The 19,709-nt window shown below is 62.4% G+C and carries 18 protein-coding genes and 1 pseudogene; 9 read left to right on the top strand and 10 right to left on the bottom strand.

The window, feature by feature from the left end; all coding sequences use genetic code 11:
- Nucleotides 1-75: 75 nt before the first annotated feature.
- The gene (locus tag ACTG4B_RS11535; RefSeq protein WP_439155853.1) at nucleotides 76-318 is read right to left on the bottom strand and encodes a hypothetical protein; all 243 of its coding nucleotides are present in this window, start codon (nucleotides 316-318) and stop codon (nucleotides 76-78) included.
- Between the two features lie 326 nt (nucleotides 319-644).
- Between ACTG4B_RS11535 and ACTG4B_RS11530 the strand changes: the two genes are divergently transcribed.
- From ACTG4B_RS11530 to ACTG4B_RS11520, 3 genes are read left to right on the top strand one after another with little or no spacing between them, the layout of a single operon-like run.
- Nucleotides 645-1,586 (top strand): nucleoside hydrolase, encoded by a 942-nt coding sequence (locus ACTG4B_RS11530; RefSeq protein ID WP_439155852.1) that lies wholly within the window; start codon nucleotides 645-647, stop codon nucleotides 1,584-1,586.
- On the top strand, nucleotides 1,583-2,032 hold the full coding sequence (locus tag ACTG4B_RS11525) for a GNAT family N-acetyltransferase (protein WP_439155851.1): 450 nt from the start codon (nucleotides 1,583-1,585) through the stop codon (nucleotides 2,030-2,032). Before ACTG4B_RS11530 ends, ACTG4B_RS11525 begins: the two co-directional genes overlap by 4 nt.
- Nucleotides 2,032-3,429: a protein adenylyltransferase SelO gene (locus ACTG4B_RS11520; RefSeq protein ID WP_439155850.1), complete on the top strand. Its 1,398-nt coding sequence runs from the start codon at nucleotides 2,032-2,034 to the stop codon at nucleotides 3,427-3,429. The genes ACTG4B_RS11525 and ACTG4B_RS11520 overlap by 1 nt, the downstream gene beginning before the upstream one ends.
- 7 nt (nucleotides 3,430-3,436) lie before the next feature.
- Here ACTG4B_RS11520 and ACTG4B_RS11515 read toward each other — a convergent pair whose 3' ends face one another.
- The 4 genes from ACTG4B_RS11515 to ACTG4B_RS11500 all read right to left on the bottom strand — a co-directional run bounded on the left by ACTG4B_RS11515 (nucleotide 3,437) and on the right by ACTG4B_RS11500 (nucleotide 6,467).
- Nucleotides 3,437-4,327: a DMT family transporter gene (locus tag ACTG4B_RS11515; protein WP_439155849.1), complete on the bottom strand. Its 891-nt coding sequence runs from the start codon at nucleotides 4,325-4,327 to the stop codon at nucleotides 3,437-3,439.
- Nucleotides 4,328-4,367: 40 nt separating this feature from the next.
- On the bottom strand, nucleotides 4,368-5,333 hold the full coding sequence (locus ACTG4B_RS11510) for a DUF3179 domain-containing protein (protein WP_439155848.1): 966 nt from the start codon (nucleotides 5,331-5,333) through the stop codon (nucleotides 4,368-4,370).
- Between the two features lie 89 nt (nucleotides 5,334-5,422).
- Nucleotides 5,423-5,968 carry a peptidylprolyl isomerase gene (locus ACTG4B_RS11505; protein WP_439155847.1) on the bottom strand — a complete coding sequence of 182 codons (546 nt, stop codon included), beginning with the start codon at nucleotides 5,966-5,968 and terminating at the stop codon, nucleotides 5,423-5,425.
- On the bottom strand, nucleotides 5,961-6,467 hold the full coding sequence (locus tag ACTG4B_RS11500) for a peptidylprolyl isomerase (protein ID WP_439155846.1): 507 nt from the start codon (nucleotides 6,465-6,467) through the stop codon (nucleotides 5,961-5,963). The genes ACTG4B_RS11505 and ACTG4B_RS11500 overlap by 8 nt, the downstream gene beginning before the upstream one ends.
- A gap of 128 nt (nucleotides 6,468-6,595) precedes the next feature.
- Here ACTG4B_RS11500 and ACTG4B_RS11495 point away from each other — a divergent pair, with 128 nt between their 5' ends.
- From ACTG4B_RS11495 to ACTG4B_RS11470, 6 genes are all read left to right on the top strand, one after another.
- Complete coding sequence (locus ACTG4B_RS11495) at nucleotides 6,596-7,771, top strand: phosphoglycerate kinase (RefSeq protein WP_439155845.1); 1,176 nt, start codon at nucleotides 6,596-6,598, stop codon at nucleotides 7,769-7,771.
- 115 nt (nucleotides 7,772-7,886) lie between these two features.
- Entirely contained in the window at nucleotides 7,887-8,816 is a 930-nt protein-coding gene (locus ACTG4B_RS11490; RefSeq protein ID WP_439155844.1) for a class I fructose-bisphosphate aldolase, read from the top strand.
- Nucleotides 8,817-8,953: 137 nt separating this feature from the next.
- Nucleotides 8,954-9,253: an FtsB family cell division protein gene (locus ACTG4B_RS11485; protein ID WP_439155843.1), complete on the top strand. Its 300-nt coding sequence runs from the start codon at nucleotides 8,954-8,956 to the stop codon at nucleotides 9,251-9,253.
- A 124-nt stretch (nucleotides 9,254-9,377) separates the two neighbouring features.
- On the top strand, nucleotides 9,378-10,388 hold the full coding sequence (pdhA, locus tag ACTG4B_RS11480; protein WP_439155842.1) for a pyruvate dehydrogenase (acetyl-transferring) E1 component subunit alpha: 1,011 nt from the start codon (nucleotides 9,378-9,380) through the stop codon (nucleotides 10,386-10,388).
- Between the two features lie 4 nt (nucleotides 10,389-10,392).
- Entirely contained in the window at nucleotides 10,393-11,766 is a 1,374-nt protein-coding gene (locus ACTG4B_RS11475) for a pyruvate dehydrogenase complex E1 component subunit beta (RefSeq protein ID WP_439155841.1), read from the top strand.
- Between the two features lie 12 nt (nucleotides 11,767-11,778).
- Nucleotides 11,779-13,080, top strand: coding sequence for a pyruvate dehydrogenase complex dihydrolipoamide acetyltransferase (locus ACTG4B_RS11470; protein ID WP_439155840.1), 1,302 nt, complete (start codon nucleotides 11,779-11,781; stop codon nucleotides 13,078-13,080).
- A gap of 66 nt (nucleotides 13,081-13,146) precedes the next feature.
- Here ACTG4B_RS11470 and ACTG4B_RS11465 read toward each other — a convergent pair whose 3' ends face one another.
- The 5 genes and pseudogenes from ACTG4B_RS11465 to ACTG4B_RS11445 all read right to left on the bottom strand — a co-directional run.
- Nucleotides 13,147-14,556, bottom strand: coding sequence for a hypothetical protein (locus ACTG4B_RS11465; protein WP_439155839.1), 1,410 nt, complete (start codon nucleotides 14,554-14,556; stop codon nucleotides 13,147-13,149).
- Nucleotides 14,557-14,634: 78 nt separating this feature from the next.
- Nucleotides 14,635-15,447 carry a serine O-acetyltransferase gene (gene cysE, locus ACTG4B_RS11460; RefSeq protein WP_439155838.1) on the bottom strand — a complete coding sequence of 271 codons (813 nt, stop codon included), beginning with the start codon at nucleotides 15,445-15,447 and terminating at the stop codon, nucleotides 14,635-14,637.
- 80 nt (nucleotides 15,448-15,527) lie between these two features.
- Nucleotides 15,528-15,818 carry a DUF7742 family protein gene (locus ACTG4B_RS11455; protein WP_439155837.1) on the bottom strand — a complete coding sequence of 97 codons (291 nt, stop codon included), beginning with the start codon at nucleotides 15,816-15,818 and terminating at the stop codon, nucleotides 15,528-15,530.
- Complete coding sequence (locus ACTG4B_RS11450) at nucleotides 15,818-16,318, bottom strand: hypothetical protein (RefSeq protein WP_439155856.1); 501 nt, start codon at nucleotides 16,316-16,318, stop codon at nucleotides 15,818-15,820. Before ACTG4B_RS11450 ends, ACTG4B_RS11455 begins: the two co-directional genes overlap by 1 nt.
- Before the next feature lie 24 nt (nucleotides 16,319-16,342).
- Nucleotides 16,343-19,698, bottom strand: a pseudogene (locus ACTG4B_RS11445) (baseplate multidomain protein megatron); the annotation flags it as partial.
- Nucleotides 19,699-19,709 lie beyond the last annotated feature (11 nt).

Genomic DNA, 19,709 nt, shown 5'->3' with positions numbered 1-19,709 from the left:
GTCGCAGCGCTCGCACGCGGAGAGGTGTGAAAAGACCCCGCGCCGGGCTTGGCGTGGGGGCAATCATCCGGGGCGTCAGCCCGGCAACACGCCTGCGGCAACACCGGCGGCGATCTCATCTGCATCCAGCAGACCGTCACCTGATGTATCCAGACCGGTGAACGCGTCCTCGGTCACTTCGGGCGCCACCGCTTGCACTTCGGGAAAACTGTACATGCCGTCACCGTTGATATCGATGGCAGCGTCCTGTGCAAAAGCCGGGACAGCGAGCACAGCCAGCACGGCGAAAGGTGTCAGCAGCTTTGTCGGATAGGTCATTACGGTCTCCTGTTACGGACAGCGCGAAGGCGTTTGTCACATCCACGACGATACATGTGTATTGCGCACATCTTTTTCCATGGATACCGGAAAAACAAAAGTGAAACGGCACAGTCTGGCCAGATACAGCCAATATGATGCGCCAAAGCACGCTGATCATATGCGCGCCGGGGCCGACAGGCAGGTCTTTTCCCATGCGCGCCGCTGCGACCGGCAAGATGCCGCGCAGGCGGGGGCGGACATTGATGCGTGTGGCACATCCGCCCCCCTTGCCCCTGCCCGCCTGACACGACACTCTGTGCGCAAACAACATTACAGGAACATCCATGGCCCCGCGAAAGATCATCATCGACACCGACCCCGGACAGGACGACGCTGTCGCCATCCTGTTGGCGCTTGCGTCCCCCGAGGAGATCGACCTGCTGGGCATCACGGCGGTGGCGGGCAATGTGCCGCTGGCGCTGACCGAAAAGAACGCCCGGATCGTGTGCGAACTGGCGGGGCGGCCCGATGTGCGGGTTTTCGCGGGCTGTGATGCGCCGTTGCAGCGCAAGCTGGTGACGGCAGAACATGTGCATGGCCAGACAGGGCTGGACGGCCCGCAGCTGGATGATCCCACCATGCCGTTGCAGGACCAGCACGGCGTTGACTTCATCATCGAAACCCTGCGCGCTGAACCGGCGGGCACGGTCACGCTGTGCCCCATCGGGCCGCTGACCAATATCGCCGCGGCGTTTCAGCGTGCGCCCGACATCATCCCCCGCGTGCAGGACATCGTGCTGATGGGGGGGGCCTATTTCGAGGTGGGCAACATCACCCCCACGGCGGAATTCAACATCTATGTCGATCCCGAGGCCGCGAAAATCGTGTTTGATGCAGGTGCGCCGTTGGTCGTGATGCCGCTGGATGTGACGCACAAGGCGCTGACCACGAAACCGCGTATCGATGCGTTCCGCGCGATGGGCACGCGCGTGGGCGATATGGTTGCCGCCTGGACCGATTTCTTTGAACGGTTCGATATGGAAAAATACGGATCAGAGGGCGCGCCGCTGCATGACCCCTGCACCATCGCCTATCTGATCCGGCCCGACCTGTTCGCGGGTCGGCTGATCAACGTGGAAATCGAAACCATATCGGAATTGACGCTTGGGATGACCGTTGCCGACTGGTGGCGGATCACTGACCGGCCAAAGAATGCGCTGTTCATGAAGGATATCGATACGGCCGGGTTTTATGCGCTGCTGGCGGATCGGCTGGCGCGGCTATGACCACGTCCATCCACCTTGCCGGGCCCGATGATGCCGCCAAGGCGCAGGCGCTGATGCAGCGCAGCCACGCGGAACGCGCCCTGCCCCATGACGATGCGCACCGCGAAAACGTGATCGCGCCCTTGTTGGACGGCAGCCCGCTGGGCGCTATCTGGTTGATTGGGCCGGCGCGTGCGCCGTTGGGCTATGTGCTGATCAGTTTCGGCTGGTCGGTCGATACTGGCGGGATGATCGGCTGGGTCGAGGATATCTATATCCGCCCCAGCGTGCGCAAACGCGGCATCGGGACAGAGGTGCTGCATGCCGTGGCAGTCACGCTTGGGCGGGCCGATCTGCGGGCGCTGCATGTGCGCATACCCGATGGCGATGATGCGCTGGCCCGGTTTTGCGCCAGGGCCGGGTTTGGCAAGGATCAAACGATACGTGTGATGACGGATACGATGTGATGCAAATCCCCTTTGACAACAGCTATTTCACCCTGCCGCCGCAGATGTTCACGCCACAGCGCCCCGCCCCGGTGCCCGATCCGCAGATCATTGCGGTGAACCGTGATCTGGCGGCGCGGTTGGGGATCACCGGCGATCTGGATGATCCGGGCGTCTGGGCCGGCAACACCGTGCCCGCCGGGGCAAACCCGCTGGCGCAGGTCTATGCGGGCCATCAGTTCGGGAACTGGAACCCGCAACTGGGTGATGGCCGCGCGGTGTTGCTGGGCGAGGTGGTGGGCACCGATGGCATCCGCCGGGATATCCAACTGAAAGGCGCGGGGCGCACCCCCTATTCGCGCGGCGGCGACGGGCGGTCGTGGCTGGGGCCGGTGCTGCGCGAATATCTGGTGTCAGAGGCGATGCAGGCCATGGGTGTGCCCACCACGCGCGCGCTGGCGGCTGTGACCACAGGCGCAACTGTCTTGCGCGAAAACGGCCCGCTGCCCGGCGCGGTCCTGACCCGCGTGGCACACAGCCATATCCGGGTCGGTACATTTCAGTTCTTTGCCGCGCGGGGCGATGTCGCCGCTTTGCAGGCGCTGACCGATCATGTGATCGCGCGACATTATCCGGGTGCCGGTGGCCCGGCGGATCTGCTGGATGCGGTGATTGCCCGCTATGCGCGGCTGATTGCACGCTGGATGGGACTGGGGTTCATACACGGGGTGATGAATACCGATAACGTATCGGTGGCGGGTGAAACCATCGACTATGGCCCTTGCGCCTTTATGGATGCCTTTCACCCCGACACGGTGTTCAGCGCAATCGACCGGCAAGGGCGCTATGCCTATTCAAACCAGCCCGGCATCGGGGCGTGGAACATGGCGCAATTCGCCACCGCCCTGATCCCGCTGATGCCCGACCGCGACGCCGCGATTGCGGATTTCACCGACCGTGTGCACCGCTTTGCCGATCTGTTCGATGCGGCATGGCTGGATGTGTTCGGCGCAAAACTGGGGCTGCGTGATGTTACCGCCGAGGACCGCGCCCTGATCACCGACCTGCTGGCGCTGATGGCGCAGGATCAGGCGGACTTTACCAATGTGTTCGCCAATCTGCCCGATGCGCGCGACCAGTTCCTTGACCGCGATGCCTTTGATGCGTGGCGGATGCGCTGGGACGCGCGCAAATCACCCGATGCCGCCACGATCATGGGCCGGGCCAACCCGCAGATCATCCCGCGCAATCACCGGGTAGAAGAGGTCATCAGCGCAGGCGTTGCGGGCGATTTCGCCCCGTTTCATGCATTGCTGGCGGCTGTCACGCAGCCCTACACCGTGACAGCGGAGACAGAGCCCTTCACCCGCGCGCCCACCAGCGACGAACGCGTGACACGCACGTTTTGTGGGACCTGAACCGCCCCTACCCCGGCACCCGTGGCCTGCGGTTGATCAGCAGGATCCCGATCACCACCAACACCAGCGCGCCGATCAGATCGACGCCGACCTGTTCCCCCAATATGGCCCAGCCCAGACCAACGCTGAGCACAGGCGTCAGAAAGCTGAACGATGCCACGCCAGAGGCCGGATAGATCGACAACAGCCACAGCCAGAAGATAAACCCCGCGCTGACCACGACGACGATCTGAAATACCAGCCCCGCAATATGCACCGGGGCAAGGTCGCGCACCAGCGGGCCGAAAAACAGCGCCGCCACCAGCATGATGGGCGCCGAAACACCAACCTGCCACATCAGTTGGATTTCGGGCCGCACCCGCGCCAGCGGTGATGCCTTGGCCATCATCGCCGTCACGGCCCAGCCCACAGCTGCCCCAAGGGCCGCCATATCGCCCCAAAAGCTGCCAACGCCGTCGTCACGCGACAGAATCGCCCAGGCAACGCCCCCAAGTGCAAAAGCCAGACCCAGCGCCTTGAGCGGGGTGATCCGGTCATCGGGGATGAACACATGCGCCATCAGCGCCAGCCACACCGGCATGGAATAGAAGATGACACCGGACCGCCCGACCGTGGTCAGATCAAGCGCCACGAAAAGCAGCATGAATTCGACCCCGAACACCACGCCGGTGATCGCGCCCGCCAGCCGTGTACCTGCCGCGAACCGCAGCGGGATACCGCGCCAGTGCATCCACAGCCAGATGCAGATCACCGCACCAGCAGACCGCAGACCGGCAAAAAATACCGGTTGCAAGCCATCATTGGTGACCTTGATCACCACCTGGTTAAAGGCCAGCAAAAGGGCGAAACCTGTCAGGGCGGTCGCACCGAAAAGGTCGATCTGGGATTTGCGTTCCATCTGCGCACCTGATGCGCAGGGGCAGGCCATGTCAAGCAGCTCAGTCGGCCAGCATCCATTCCCCGTCAGGCCAGAAGGCATGGAAGGCAAAGGCGAACATCACGTCATGCGCCAGATCCGCGCCACTGGCATCACGCACGCGCACATTGCCCACATCGCGGCCCTGCGCCAGTTGCGCGGTATCCAGCGCCGATGCCTGCCCGGCGGTCCATGTCAGGTTCACGCCTGCCTCGGTGATCCTGCCCTGTTCGGCCAGCCGCGTCAGCGGCCAGGCGCGATCACCCACGCGCACCACACGCGCCAATGCGGGAATGTCATGGGGTGGCATTTCACCGGAATACAGGAACGGACGATGCGAACTGTCATAGCGCACATAAGGGTTCGCGCCATAGTTGCGCCGAAAATCCGGCTGATCCATTACCAGCCCGTCAGGGTTGCGGGTGCGGAACGCCTCCCAGCTTTCCATCCAGCTTGGCAGGGTTTGTAATGCGGTGCCGGTCAGATCACCGACAATCGCCTCGCCCACGGCCTGTTGCCACCAGCTTTCGGTCTGGCGGTCATACATGATCATGTCGGAATTGCGCAGCTTGCCCGAAACACCGAACGACAGCACGCCGGCATCGGTGCGCCGGTCGAATGTGATGCCGGAATTGCACAGCGGGCAAAAGGTCACGGCGACGGGGATGCCGCCCACCACGTCGTTCACGATTTCATGCCATGTCAGATAACGGATCGGATAGGCGTGCGGCACCTGCCCTTCGATTTCCAGCGTGATGACGGGTTCGCGCGGTTCCAGCACTGCCGCATCGGCCACGGCGATGAATTGCGGCGCGTCCAGCGCCGGGATGCCATCCTTGGACGGCCCACCGGACAGGATTTCAACCCAGCTTTCGACGCTTGTGTTTTCGAAATTGGTCTTTGGCCATTCGTGCACCCAGAATTCCGGGCTGGCCGCCGCCGTGCTGGCCGCGGTGCAAAGGGCCGCGATAATGGGAACGATGCGCATGGGAACCTCCGGAAATGTAAAACCAGAGTGACCGTTGCGCGGGCCTGCGCCTAGCCCCCTCGCGCAGATGTGAGGGGGCCGCGCTTTTTTTACTCGGTGACGCGGACCGTCTGCATCACGTCAGGCTGGCCGATGACGGCGCCATTGGCCCCCGTGCCGCGCTTGATCGCATCGATGATTTCCATGCCTTCTGTGACCTCGCCCACGACAGTATATTGCCCGTTCAGGAAATACCCCGGTTCGAACATGATGAAGAACTGGCTGTTGGCGGAATTGGGGTTCTGCGACCGGGCCATGCCGACCACGCCGCGTTCAAACGGTACCTCGGAAAACTCGGCCGGGATATTGCCCAGATCAGACCCGCCGGTGCCCGCGCGCGACAGATCGCTGCCCAGCACGCCGTTCCGCACGTCGCCCGTTTGCGCCATGAAACCGTCGATCACGCGGTGAAACACAACGCCGTCATAATCACCCGCTTCGGCAATCGCGGTGATCTGTGCCGTGTGCAGGGGGGCGACATCCTCGAACAGGTCGATGGTGACGGTGCCGTTCGCTTCGCCTGCGATGTCAATTTCCAGTCCGGTGGCCACTGCCGGCGACGCCAGCAGCGACAGGATTGCGGCGTATTTAAACATCTGCGGCCACCTTGACGCTGATCATGCGGTCGGGGTTCACGGGCGGTTCGCCCTTTACGATGGCGTCGACATGTTCCATCCCGGAAATGACCTGCCCATAGACGGTATATTGCCCGTTCAGGAAATCATTATCCTTGAAGTTGATGAAAAACTGACTGTTGGCCGAGTTCGGGTTCTGCGACCGGGCGGCCCCCAGTGACCCGCGTGCATGGGGGATCTTGGAAAATTCGGCGGGCAGATCAGGCAGATCGGACCCGCCGGTGCCAGCGCGGCCGATGTTAAAGTTATCTTCCATGTTGCCGTTGGCCACATCGCCGGTCTGCGCCATGAAACCGTCGATCACGCGGTGAAAGCAGACGTTGTCATAGGCACCCGCACGGGCCAGTTCCTTCATCCGTTCGGTATGTTTGGGGGCCACATCGGGCAAAAGCTGGATAATGACATCGCCATCTTTCAGGGTCATGATGATCGTGTTTTCGGGGTCTTTGATATCGGCCATTAGGCTCTCCTTTTTGGGCTGTTGGCGAAGACATATGGCTTGCGCGCGCAATTGCCAACCCGGGTCCGGTTGACGTGGGCCATGCATTGCCGCAACAAAGCGGTGAACCAAACCCAAGGGAAAAGCAGATGGCCTGGAAAACGCTTGATGATATGGATTTCGCCGGCAAGCGCGCGCTGGTGCGCGTGGATATCAACGTGCCGGTCGAGGATGGCCGCGTGACCGATACCAGCCGGATCGAACGGATCATTCCCACAGTCGATGATATACAGGCCAAGGGGGGCCGCGTGATCCTGATGGCGCATTTCGGGCGCCCCAAGGGGAAGGTCGTGCCCGAAATGTCGCTGGAACATATCGCCCCCACGGTGGCCGATGTGCTGGGCCTGCCGGTGACATGGGTCAACGGTGATTACGCCGATGCTGTTGCCGCGATGGACGATGACGAGGTTTTGCTGCTGGAAAACCTGCGTTTCAACCCCGGCGAGGAACAAAACGACGAAGGTTTTGCCAAGCGTCTGGCCAGCCTTGGCGATATCTATGTGAACGATGCGTTTTCCGCCGCACACCGCGCCCATGCCAGCACCGAAGCGATTGCGCATCTGCTGCCATCCTGCGCCGGTCGTCTGATGGCCGAGGAATTGGACGCATTGGAAAGGGCGCTTGGCAATCCCGAACGGCCCGTTGTGGCCGTGGTCGGCGGGGCAAAGGTTTCGACGAAACTGGACCTGCTGGGCAATCTGGTCACCAAGGTCGATGCGCTGGTGATCGGCGGCGGCATGGCCAACACCTTCCTTGCCGCCCAAGGGATCGACGTGGGCAAATCGCTGTGCGAACACGATCTGGCCGACACCGCCCGCGACATTGCGCAAAAGGCCGCCGCTGCGGGCTGTGAGATCCTGTTGCCCCGCGACGTGGTCGTGGCGCGTGAATTCAAGGCCGGCGCCGACAGCGAAGTGGTCAAGGCCGAGGATTGCCCCGCTGACGCGATGATCCTTGATGCCGGCCCCGACAGCGTGGCGCATATCGCGCAGGTGTTCGAACGCAGCAAGACACTGATCTGGAACGGCCCGCTGGGTGCGTTTGAAATCGCACCCTTCGATGCCGCCACCAATGCCGCCGCCAAAACGGCCGCTGACCTGACGAAAGCAGGCAAGCTGGTGTCCGTCGCCGGTGGTGGTGACACGGTCGCGGCGTTGAACCAGGCCGGTGTCGCGGATGATTTTACCTATATTTCCGGCGCGGGCGGCGCGTTTCTGGAATGGATGGAAGGCAAGACACTGCCGGGTGTCGCGGCGCTGGGGTAACCCGATCCGCCCCGTTTGCGATAACATCGGCCCCGGTTGCGCTAACACATTTGCAACCGGCCCCGCCGCCACTTATCGGATTGTCCAGAGATGACGCAAACCCGAGGGGCCGATCATGAAAACCACCCGTATCGTTCAGAAAATCCTGTCCAACTACGAAGGCGAGACGCCGGGCGTCAAGGCCAACCTTGCCCGCATCATGATGACCGGCAAACTGGGTGGCACCGGCAAGATGATCATCCTGCCCGTCGATCAGGGGTTCGAACACGGGCCGGCGCGGTCTTTCGCGCCCAACCCCGCAGCCTATGACCCGCACTATCATTACCAGCTGGCGATTGACGCGGGGCTGAACGCCTTTGCGGCACCGCTGGGGATGCTGGAAGCGGGTGCGGACACATTTGCAGGCCAGATCCCGACGATCCTGAAAGTGAATTCCGCCAATTCGCTGATCCCAGACGCGGCCCCCAAGACGCAGGCGATCACCGCATCGGTCGATGATGCGCTGCGGCTGGGGGCATCGGCCATCGGGTTTACCGTCTATCCCGGATCATCCGCCGCGCTGAACATGTTCAGCGACATTGCCGAGATGCGCCGCGAGGCCGCAGCCAAGGGCATTGCCACGGTTATCTGGTCCTATCCCCGCGGCGAGGCGCTGGACAAGGACGGCGAAACAGCCATCGACATTGCCGCCTATGCCGCCCAGATCGCGGCCCTGCTGGGCGCGCATATCATCAAGATAAAACTGTCCACCGATCACCTGAGCCTGGGCGAGGCCAAGAAGGTGTATCAGGCGCAGGACATCGACATCGCCACACAGGCCGCCCGCGTGCGGCACTGCGTGGAAAGCGCCTTTGCCGGGCGGCGGTTGATGGTGTTTTCAGGTGGTGCCGCCAAAGGGGCCGATGCGGTTTACGATGATGCCCGCGCCATTCGTGACGGTGGCGGCAACGGGTCGATCATCGGGCGCAACTCGTTCCAGCGCGACCGGGATGATGCGCTTGCGATGCTGGGCAAGTTGGTGGATATCTATCGCGGCAAGGCCTGATCAGGGCCACGCATCCGGGATCGTCACCTTGCAATCCCTTATTTTCCGCCGACCGGAAAATAAGGGATTCACATTGCGAATCGTTTGTGCGATTCTGTGCCAAGGCCGTTCGGCAGAAACGGCATTGAGGCAAGCAGATGTTCCAACGCTACCGTCCCCCTTTGGGTGCATTGTTCTATTTCCTCGGCGCGTTGATGCTGGGGCTGTATTTTACCTTTGCTGCCGTGCAGGGGGATTACGGGCTGTTCAAGCGTATCGAAATCAACGCCGAGGCCCGCGCGCTGGAAACAGAGCTGGCGCTTTTGCAGGCAGACGTGGGCCAGATGGAAAACCTCACGCGCCGGCTTTCGGATAAATTCCTCGATCTTGACCTGCTGGATGAACAGGCCCGCGATGTGCTGGGCATGATCCGCGCCGATGAAATCGTTATCCGCTGACGGTATTCCGGCTATGTGCACAGGGCTTGGCTGATTGATGGCTTGACCCTCGCCTTTTGCGCGCGCATGATTTAGAATATAGTTTAAAGCTAAACTATTTTGTTCATACGCTGGAGGACTGCACATGCCGCCCAAAAAGGCCGCCGCAAAGCCCAACGTCTCGGCCGAGGAATTGCTGGGACATTACCGTGAAATGCTGCTGATCCGGCGGTTCGAGGAAAAGGCGGGCCAGTTATATGGCATGGGCCTGATTGGTGGCTTCTGTCACCTGTATATCGGCCAGGAAGCGGTCGTTGTGGGCCTGGAAGCCGCCGCAGATGAAGGCGACAAGCGTGTCACCTCTTATCGCGACCACGGGCACATGCTGGCTTGCGGGATGGACCCCAAGGGGATCATGGCCGAACTGACAGGGCGCGAGGGCGGCTTTTCAAAGGGCAAGGGCGGCTCCATGCACATGTTCTCGAAAGAGAAACATTTTTATGGTGGCCACGGCATTGTTGCCGCTCAGGTGCCAATCGGGGCCGGTTTGGCGTTTGCCGACAAATACAAGGGCAATGACCGTGTGACATTCGCCTATTTTGGCGATGGCGCGGCGAACCAGGGCCAGGTCTATGAGACTTACAACATGGCCGAACTGTGGATGTTGCCCGTCGTTTTCGTGATTGAAAACAACCAGTATGCGATGGGCACGTCGGTCCAGCGGTCCACCAAGTCACCCAGCCTGTGGGAACGCGGCGCTGCATACGGCATCCCCGGCGAGGAAGTGGACGGCATGAACGTGCTGGCGGTGAAAGAGGCCGGCGAACGCGCCGTGGCCCACTGCCGCGCAGGCAAAGGCCCCTATATCCTTGAGGTCAAGACATACCGTTATCGCGGCCATTCCATGTCAGACCCCGCAAAATACCGCACCCGCGAAGAGGTGCAGAAAATGCGCGATGAACGCGACCCGATCGAACAGGTCCGCGAGATGTTGCTGACCGGCAAACACGCATCCGAAGACGATCTGAAAGCCATCGACAAGGAAATCAAGGCCGTCGTCAACGACGCGGCAGAGTTTTCCAAGGAAAGCGCCGAGCCCGCGTTGGACGAGCTTTGGACAGATATCTACGCCACAGAAATCCCGCAGGAGGCATGACGCCATGGCAACCGAAATTCTAATGCCCGCCCTGTCCCCCACGATGGAAGAAGGCACGCTGGCCAAATGGCTGGTCAAGGAAGGCGACACCGTATCGTCCGGCGATATTCTGGCCGAGATCGAAACCGACAAGGCCACGATGGAATTCGAGGCCGTCGATGAAGGCGTGATCGGCAAGATCGTGATCGCCGAAGGCACCGAAGGCGTGAAGGTCAACGATGTGATCGCCATTCTGGTCGAGGAAGGCGAAGACGTGCCAGAAGCAAGTGCAAAACCCGCGCCTGAAGCAAAAGAGGAAGAGCAGGAAAAAGAGGCCCCCCCCGCCAAGGCCCCTGCCGCCGCCGCCCCTGCGGCCCCTGCACCTGACGTCGCCCCCGACTGGGCCGACGATGTGGAGGTCAAGCAGACCACAGTGCGCGAGGCCCTGCGCGATGCCATGGCCGAGGAAATGCGCCGCGACCCCGATGTGTTCCTGATGGGCGAGGAAGTCGCCGAATATCAGGGCGCCTACAAGATTTCCCAAGGCTTGCTGGATGAATTCGGCGCGAAACGCGTGATCGACACGCCGATCACCGAACACGGGTTCGCCGGTATTGGTGTCGGTGCCGCCTTTGGCGGGCTGAAGCCGATCGTCGAATTCATGACCTTCAACTTTGCCATGCAAGCCATTGACCAGATTATCAACTCTGCCGCCAAGACGCTGTATATGTCGGGCGGTCAGATGGGTGCGCCGATGGTGTTTCGTGGCCCCAACGGTGCCGCCGCCCGCGTGGGTGCGCAGCACAGCCAGGATTATGCCGCATGGTATATGCAAATTCCGGGGCTCAAGGTCGTGATGCCCTATTCTGCGGCTGACGCAAAGGGGCTGATGAAAACCGCAATCCGCGATGCCAATCCGGTCATCTTTCTGGAAAACGAAATCCTTTATGGCAAGTCGTTCGATGTGCCGGTGATGGATGATTTCACCATCCCCTTTGGCAAGGCCAAGATCGAACGGGCCGGCGACGATGTGACCATCGTGTCGTTCGGTATCGGGATGACCTATGCGCTGCAAGCAGCCGAAAAGCTGGCCGAAGAAGGCATCAACGCCGAGGTGATCAACCTGCGCACCCTGCGCCCGATGGACACCGAAACCATTCTGGAATCCGTGCGCAAGACCAACCGCTGCGTCACGGTCGAGGAAGGCTGGCCGCAGGGCAGCGTCGGCGGCTATATCAGCAGCGTGATCATGCAGCAGGCGTTTGACTATCTGGATGCGCCGGTGATCAATTGCACCGGCAAGGATGTGCCGATGCCCTATGCCGCCAATCTGGAAAAGCACGCTCTGGTGACCACGGATGAGGTCGTCGCCGCCTGCAAACAAGTGACCTACCGCTAAGGAGAGACAGCGATGCCCACAGAAATTCTGATGCCCGCCCTGTCCCCCACGATGGAGGAAGGCACGCTGGCGAAATGGCACGTCAAGGAAGGCGATACCGTGTCGTCGGGTGACATTCTGGCCGAGATCGAAACCGACAAGGCCACGATGGAATTCGAGGCCGTGGACGAAGGGGTGATGGGCAAGATCGTCATCCCCGAAGGCACTGAAGGCGTGAAGGTCAACGATGTGATCGCCGTGTTGCTGGAAGAGGGCGAAAGTGCCGATGATATCGGTGATACATCCGCCAAGGCGGAAAAACCCGCGCCAAAGGCCGAAGCCCCCAAGGCCGCAAAAAGCGACGACAGCGCGCCTGCTGCCGCCCCTGCCGCCCCGCAAAAGGATGGCGAACGCATCTTTGCGTCACCGCTCGCACGGCGCATTGCGGCGGACAAGGGGCTTGATCTGACGGATGTCCAGGGAACCGGCCCGCATGGCCGGATCGTCAAGGCCGATGTCGAGGCGGCAAAACCGGGTGCGAAACCCGCCAAAGCCGCTGAACCCGCCAAGGCAGCCACGCCCGCTGCCGCAACCATGGCCGCCGGACCCAGCACCGATGCCGTGATCAAGATGTATGACGGTCGCCCGTTCGAAGAGGTCAAGCTGGACGGGATGCGCAAGACAATCGCCGCCCGCCTGACCGAAGCCAAGCAGAGCGTGCCGCATTTCTATCTGCGCCGCGATATCCTGCTGGACGATCTGCTGGCATTCCGTGGCCAGCTGAACAAGCAGTTGGAAGCGCGCGGCGTCAAGCTGTCGGTCAATGATTTCATCATCAAGGCCTGCGCGCTGGCGCTGCAACAGGTGCCGGATGCAAATGCCGTCTGGGCCGGTGACCGCACGCTCAAGTTCGAAAAATCGGATGTGGCGGTGGCTGTTGCGATCGAAGGCGGGCTGTTCACGCCGGTGTTGCGCGACGCGGAAATGAAATCGCTGTCGGCCCTGTCGGCCGAGATGAAAGATCTGGCCAGCCGGGCCCGCGACCGCAAACTTGCGCCGCATGAATATCAGGGCGGCGCCTTTGCAGTGTCCAACCTTGGCATGTTCGGGATCGACAATTTCGACGCGATCATCAACCCGCCCCATGCGGCCATTCTGGCCGTCGGGGCCGGTGTGAAAAAACCCATCGTCGGTAAAGACGGCGAACTGGCCATTGGCACGGTGATGTCCACCACGCTGTCGGTCGATCACCGGGTGATTGATGGCGCCTTGGGGGCCAACCTGTTGAACGCAATCAAGGAAAACCTTGAGAACCCGATGACCATGCTGGCCTAGGCCGGTCCACACAAGACATGAAAAAGGGGGCCGCGTGGCCCCCTTTTTTGACTGCGACTGATGCGATCAGTCGGCCAGTGTCACGCCTTCGACTTCGACACCGTCGGTGATGAACGATGCCACAACCGTCATCGTGCCTGCGCCTTCGTCCTCTTGCACGGCCTCAAGCCCCAGATCGCCGTCGTCGTTGCCAGCGGTCGTCACGCCGGTGACGGTGCCGTAAACATCGCCTGCGTCTTCTTCCTCTAGCACGATGCCGACGCCGCCATTGGCCGTCAGCACCGCATTGGCGATCAGGCCGAGCACGTGACCTTCGCCTGCTTCGCTCATCTTGATGGCATCATCGGCGTTGCCGCTGCCGTCAAAGCCGTTGATCGAAATCACGATATCGCCTGCGTCTTCTTCGTCAAAATCCAGACCTTCGTCCAGATTGTCCGAAATCTCGGTTCCGGTCAGGGTGCCATGTATCGACCCGATCCCGGCCTCGTCCACGTCGAAACCGTCGTCCACGTCGATGGCGAATTCATAGGCTTCGACTGATCCGTCGTCATAAAGATCGACCTCGCGTTCGAAACACGCGTCATCGGGGCTGCCTGTGATCGGGCCGGGGATCGCATCGGCGGCCATCTGGCCTTCGTCAAATTCGCCCTCGTCCTCGGACGGCATGAAGGCCGACAGGATGTCGGGGTGGCAATACCCACCGTTGTTGACAAAACGCGCGCCGGACAGCTCCACCACCACGTTGCCATCCTGGCCTTCGTCCAGTTCGGCCCCGTCAGCGCCGACACGGGTAAAGGTGACGTTCTGGCCGGTGACACGGATATCGCCCGGCCCGCGTTCATCGACGCGCAGCCCGTCGGCATCGAATTTGCCGTTGCCGACGTTATCGACAGTGACATTGTTCAGCGTCACGATGATCGACGCAGCCGACCCTTCGCCAGCCCCGCCACCGCCGCCGCCGCAGGAATCGGCCAGCGAACAATCGGACACATGCACACCGTGGTTGGCCACATCCGCGACCGTCACATTGGTCAGCGACAGCGTCACGGTGCCGGTCTGGTCATCACGGACGTCGATGAACACGCCCTTGCCCGCCGTTCCATCGGCATCGGCACGGGTATTGATGTCAAAACCGCCGGGGCCGCGAAACGTCAGATCATGGATGTTCAGATCGGCGCCATTGGCCGAGGTCAGCAAGGTTATATCAAGTCCGGTGGCGATGGTCTGTCCTGCACCAAAGATGGTGACGGGTGCGGTGCCCGCATAGACCAGCCCGCTTTGCAGTTGCAGATCGTCTTGCGTCAGCATCACGATCTGCACCGGTGCGGTGGCCGTTTCGGCGGCGATCAGGGCGGCGCGCAGCGACCCGTCACCGCTGTCGGCGTTGCTGGTGACGGTAATCGGCCCCGCGGCCAGGGCGGGGGCCGCAGCGAACAACGCGATGGCGCTTGTGATGCAAAGGATATTTCTGGTCATGACTATTCCTTGAGGTCATTTCGTTAACCTCTTGGGCCTAGCCGCCAGACATGACAGGACCGTGACAGGGCGCGCAGATCAGCCTTTGGGCGTCTGCAGCAGGTGGTTCATCGACATGGACGGCTGCGCGCAACCCGCCTCGCCCACGATCCGCGCGGGCACGCCTGCGACGGTTTTCATCGGCGGCACCTCTTCCAGCACCACGGAGCCTGCGGCGATGCGGCTGCAATGGCCCACCTTGATATTACCCAGCACCTTGGCGCCCGCGCCGATCAGCACGCCATCACCAATTTTCGGGTGGCGGTCGTCGTCTTCCTTGCCGGTGCCGCCCAGCGTCACCGAATGCAGCATCGACACGTTATCGCCCACCACGGCGGTTTCGCCGACGACAATGGAATGGGCGTGGTCGATCATGATCCCCTTGCCGATGCGCGCGGCGGGGTGGATATCGACGCCGAAAATCTCGCTTACGCGCATCTGGATGAAATAGGCCAGATCACGGCGGCCCTGTTGCCACAGCCAATGGCCCAGCCGGTATGCCTGCACCGCCTGAAACCCCTTGAAGAACAGCAAGGGCTGCACAAAGCGGTGGCAGGCCGGATCGCGATCATAGATCGCCACCAGATCGGCGCGCGCGGCTGCGGCCAGTTCGGGGGCCGTCACATACGCCTCATCCGCGATTTCGCGCAGGATCTGTTCGGACATTTCCGGCGAGGCGAGCTTCATCGACAGACGATACGCCAGCGCACCTTCGAAATTCTTGTGATGCAATACGCTGGCGTGGATCAGACCGCCCATCAGCGGCTCGGACACCACGGCATGTTCGGCCTCTTCGCAGATGCGATGCCAGACAGGATCAACCTCGGTCAGTGATTTGTGCAGATAGGCCATCGTGTCGATCCTTTTTTTAACGTGCCCTGTCTAGCGCAGATAGGGCCGCTTCGCCAAGAACAAACCCTTGATGTCAAAGATCACGACATTTCACCCGTTTTTTCCTGCAATGCGGCGATGACAATCGCAAGGCACGCCAGCACCTGCGCGTCACAGGCCGACGGACGCGGGGCGACGGCCTGCCCCAGGGCCGCCGCCATCAGCGTGCCGTCGCCAAATTCCGGATGCCGCCGCCCCAGCCGCTTGCGATAGCGGTCGGCGGTCTCGGCGCGCGTCAGAAGATCGGCCATGGCCGCGCCGCGGTGGGCGGGCGGCACCTGCAACAGATGCCGCAGCGCGGATTCGATATCGGCCAGTTGCACAGGGCGCATCAGCCTTGCAGCACAAGCGCGCTGAATGGCCCTGCGCCAAAGCGGGCGGAAACCTGTGCCACCTCCAGCCGGTAAGGCGCACCACCGGTGTCGGTGGCGATCTGGGCGGCGTCATATGTCCACTGGGGCGTGCCCAGCGCCACCGTGCGCCGCGTCATGCCGTTCTGGGTGATGCGCAGCAGATAGCTTTCGCTGTCCTCGCCCAGCGGGATATCGCCCGCGGCCCAAAGATCGCCGTCGATCCGGCTGCACCGGATCCAGCTGATCTCGCGTCCCGCTGCCGTCACCCGCGCACGCAAATGCGCCACCGGATAGGGCCGCAGCCCGTTTCCCTGAAAGGTCCGCACCGCATGGCGGAAACTTGCATCCCCAAGCGGGCGTTTGGCCGGCCCATAGCGATAATGGCGCTCCAGTCCGCGCGCCGCCGATGGCAGGAGGATCTGGCGTGGCACACCATTCAGCGCCACGATACGCGACCCCGCAGGCCAGACATCGGGCACGATCCCCCGGCTGCCCGCCTGCCCGCGCAACATCCGCGAAAGTGCGAATTCACGCAGGCCCACCGGCACCACGTCGCGGGCCTGAAACACCTCCCACATATCGGGGGTGCCGTCGCCGATGGCGAATGTATTGCCCCCCCCAGCAGCGCCTGTGTCGTCACAGCGCCCAGCGCGCCATCAACCAGCCGCACCCGCAACCCCGCCTGCCGGTCCCAGATGCCGAATGGCCCTAGTGGCAGGTCGGTTGTCGTCACGCCCACGGTTGCGCCGTCGGCAATCACCTCTTGCAGGGTATAGCCGCTGTCTTGCGGTGCGGAATAAACCGCAATATTCCCCGGCCATGGCCGCCCGGCAGCAGCGACATAGGGCGCGTGGGCGCTTTCCTCGCCGGTCAGCAAGGGCAAGTCCATGAACAGCATGTCCACCGGCACAGGCCCGACATAAGGCGCCAGTACGGGCGTATCGCCCGGATTTGTCTGGGGGCGGTATGCCTGCGCATCGATGCGCGTCGCCTCGGCCAGCCGCAGACCGGATTCGTCGATCCGGTCAATCCGGTAGAGCCCACTGTGATCGCCTGTCTCGATCTGCACGACATGCCCGGCGCCCAGCGCCAACTGCGAGGGCGGCAGCGCAAAACTTGCGGTGTCGCACGCGATCCGCGCCTCGGCGATCCAGCGGGTCACGGTGCCCTGTCCTTCGGCGCGGGTCAGCGCGAGGGGCAGTTCGGTGCGGGTGACACCGAAACTCACCTCATCAGGGTGAATGGCCTCTGCGGCGACGGCCGCGTAATCGGCATCGGCGTCGATATGGGCCAATGCGACACGGCCCGATATCTCGGCCGCGGCTGCACGGGTCAGGGCGATGGCCTGATCTTTTTCGGGATCCAGCGCGAGGCGGTCCGCATCAATGACGTGATCCACCCGCCCCTTGCGGTTCTCAAAAACCAGCAGGCCGTCACGCTCTACGGCGTCAACGCCGAAGGCCAGCATCAGGGGTTGCAAGGCCGCCCGCCCCGTGCCGATCTGGTCAACGCTGTAGCCACGCACCACGCCATGCAGGTCCGCCACGTCATAGCGGCTAACCCCCGCACGGTCACAGATTTCAGCCACGACCGATGCCAGCGTGCGGTTGGTCACCCGCCCGTTCAGCCAGTGCCCGCGCGCATAGTTGCCGCCATCCGACCACAGGCTGCGGTTGCCCGGAAAGAACGGATAGGGCCGCGCATCCCAGGCCCAGACGTGCATGCGGCCCGTGTCCAGCATCGGCGCACCATATTCCACAGACACAGGGTTATGTGCCGGGTCGGCGAAATGCCGGTGCACCGCCTTGATATACTGCATCTGCATGGCATCGTCGCGGTTGCCGTTGGAATAATGCGGCAGCTGCGATTCCGATGATTTGGGATCAAGGAACTTGTTGGGCTGGTTTGCCCCCTTGTCGATGGCCGCACAGCCGAATTCGGTAAACCAGAACGGTTTGGATTGCGGCACCCACGCGGTCGGCGTGGCCTGCCGCACACCGTCGATCCGGTCGTTGTGCTGGTGCGCCCACCAACCGGCAAGGTCCTTGGTGCGCCAGACCCAGGGTTCACCGTTCCCATCGGTGATGGGCGTGCGGATCTGTGCATCGCGCGCCTCTGGCGAATGATAATACCAGTCATAGCCTTCGCCGCCCGCGACATTGCCGGACAGGTAGTCAAGGTCATGGATACTGCCGGCCGCGATATCGGCATGATCGTCCCCGTCGCGCCAGTCGGCCAGCGGCATGTAATTGTCGATCCCGATGAAATCGATGTTCGGATCGGCCCAAAGCGGATCAAGATGAAAGTATTTATCGCCCGTCCCGCCGGGTTGATAGCCGTCATATTCGCTCCAGTCGGCGGCATAGCTGATCTTGCAATCCGGTCCCAGAATGCCGCGCACGTCGGCGGCCAGCTGCACCAATGCTGCGACAGCGGGAAAGCTGTTTGCAGCGCCCCTGATCTGCGTCAGCCCGCGCATTTCCGAGCCGATGCAAAAGGCCCCGACGCCACCCGCAGCCGCACACAGATGGGCGTAATGCAGGATGAACCGCCGGTACCCCCAGTCTGCGGCGCCGCTGTAGGTGACCGTCGTGCCGTTGACGGCAAAATCGCCGGGCGCGGCATTGCCCATAAAGGCTGCGACCTCTGCCGTCGCGGTCGCTGTGGCATCGGTTGTGCCATCCAGACCGGGGGCAAGGTCGGTGGTGATCCGCCCCCGCCACGGCAGCGCAGGCTGGCCCGGCTGCCCGCTGTAAGGATCAGGCAAGGTGTTGCCCGCCAGCTGGTCCATCAGGATAAAGGGATAGAACACCGTATCCAGCCCGCGCATGTGCAGATCGGTAATCGCCTCAACCACCGCCGCATCTGTTGGCGTGCCGCCATAAACAGGGGCGTCGTCCTGATATGGAATGCGCAGGGCATCTGCGCGCGCGACCCCTGACACGCGCCATGGCATGGCGGGCGCATCCACGTCGTTTTGTTCGACCTTGGGCCGGATCGAACAGTCGCCGCAGCGCAAGTCGTCACCGAACCACGACACCACCATCACGACGGACTGGCAGGCGGGCAATTCCTCTTGCAGTGCATTCAGCGACACCGTTAGGTCGGTGCCCCCCATCGGGGTGTTGGTATTGACCGCCACCTGTGCGCCATAGCTGGGTTCCACAGTCACCGGCGATGTTGCAAGGCTGTATTCGCCCGTGCCGGGGATCAGCGCGACACCTGTCACCAGATCGGTCAGCCCCTTGATATCAGCGGGCTGGTCTGCGGGCGCGGGGCGCATCACCTCGAAGGTGAATTGCGGCACGCGGTTGCCGAATTGCGCCAGCGACAAATCCTCGAACACGACATAGGCCGTGCCGCGATAGGCGGGGGTGTCATCCACCCCTTCGACGGCGGCGATCTTGGGGTCGGGCAGTTGATCGGCGGTGCCGGGATAGACGCGCATGTTCAGGTCTTCGGGCGCAAGCGCGACCCCATCGGCCCAGATCCGACCGACACGGGAAATCTGCCCCTCGCACAGGGCCACGGCAAGGCTGACGGTATAACTGTAGGTGGTTGTCGCAGGGCCCGTCGGCGCGCCCTTGCCGCCACCGGTGGTCTTGCGGGCTTCGCCGAAACGGCTGGCCCAGATCACCTGCCCCGCGATCCGCATCCGGCCATGCACCTGTGCAATATCAGTGCCTTCGCTGGCGCCCATGACGCGAAAGCGGTCGATGCGTCCAACCGCGACGGGTTCACTGCCCGCGCCCAGCACCTGCTGGTCGATGCGCTGCCCGATGGCGGCCCCCGCCGCCCGCCCGATCACAGCCGTGGACAACCCCAGAACAGACCCGCCGACAGCACCACCAAGGGCCATGCCCGCCGCAG

The organism is Yoonia sp., from assembly GCF_965660735.1.
Taxonomy (GTDB): domain Bacteria; phylum Pseudomonadota; class Alphaproteobacteria; order Rhodobacterales; family Rhodobacteraceae; genus Yoonia.
Note: the sequence above shows the minus strand (reverse complement) of the source record. Positions and strands in the feature narration are given on the sequence as shown.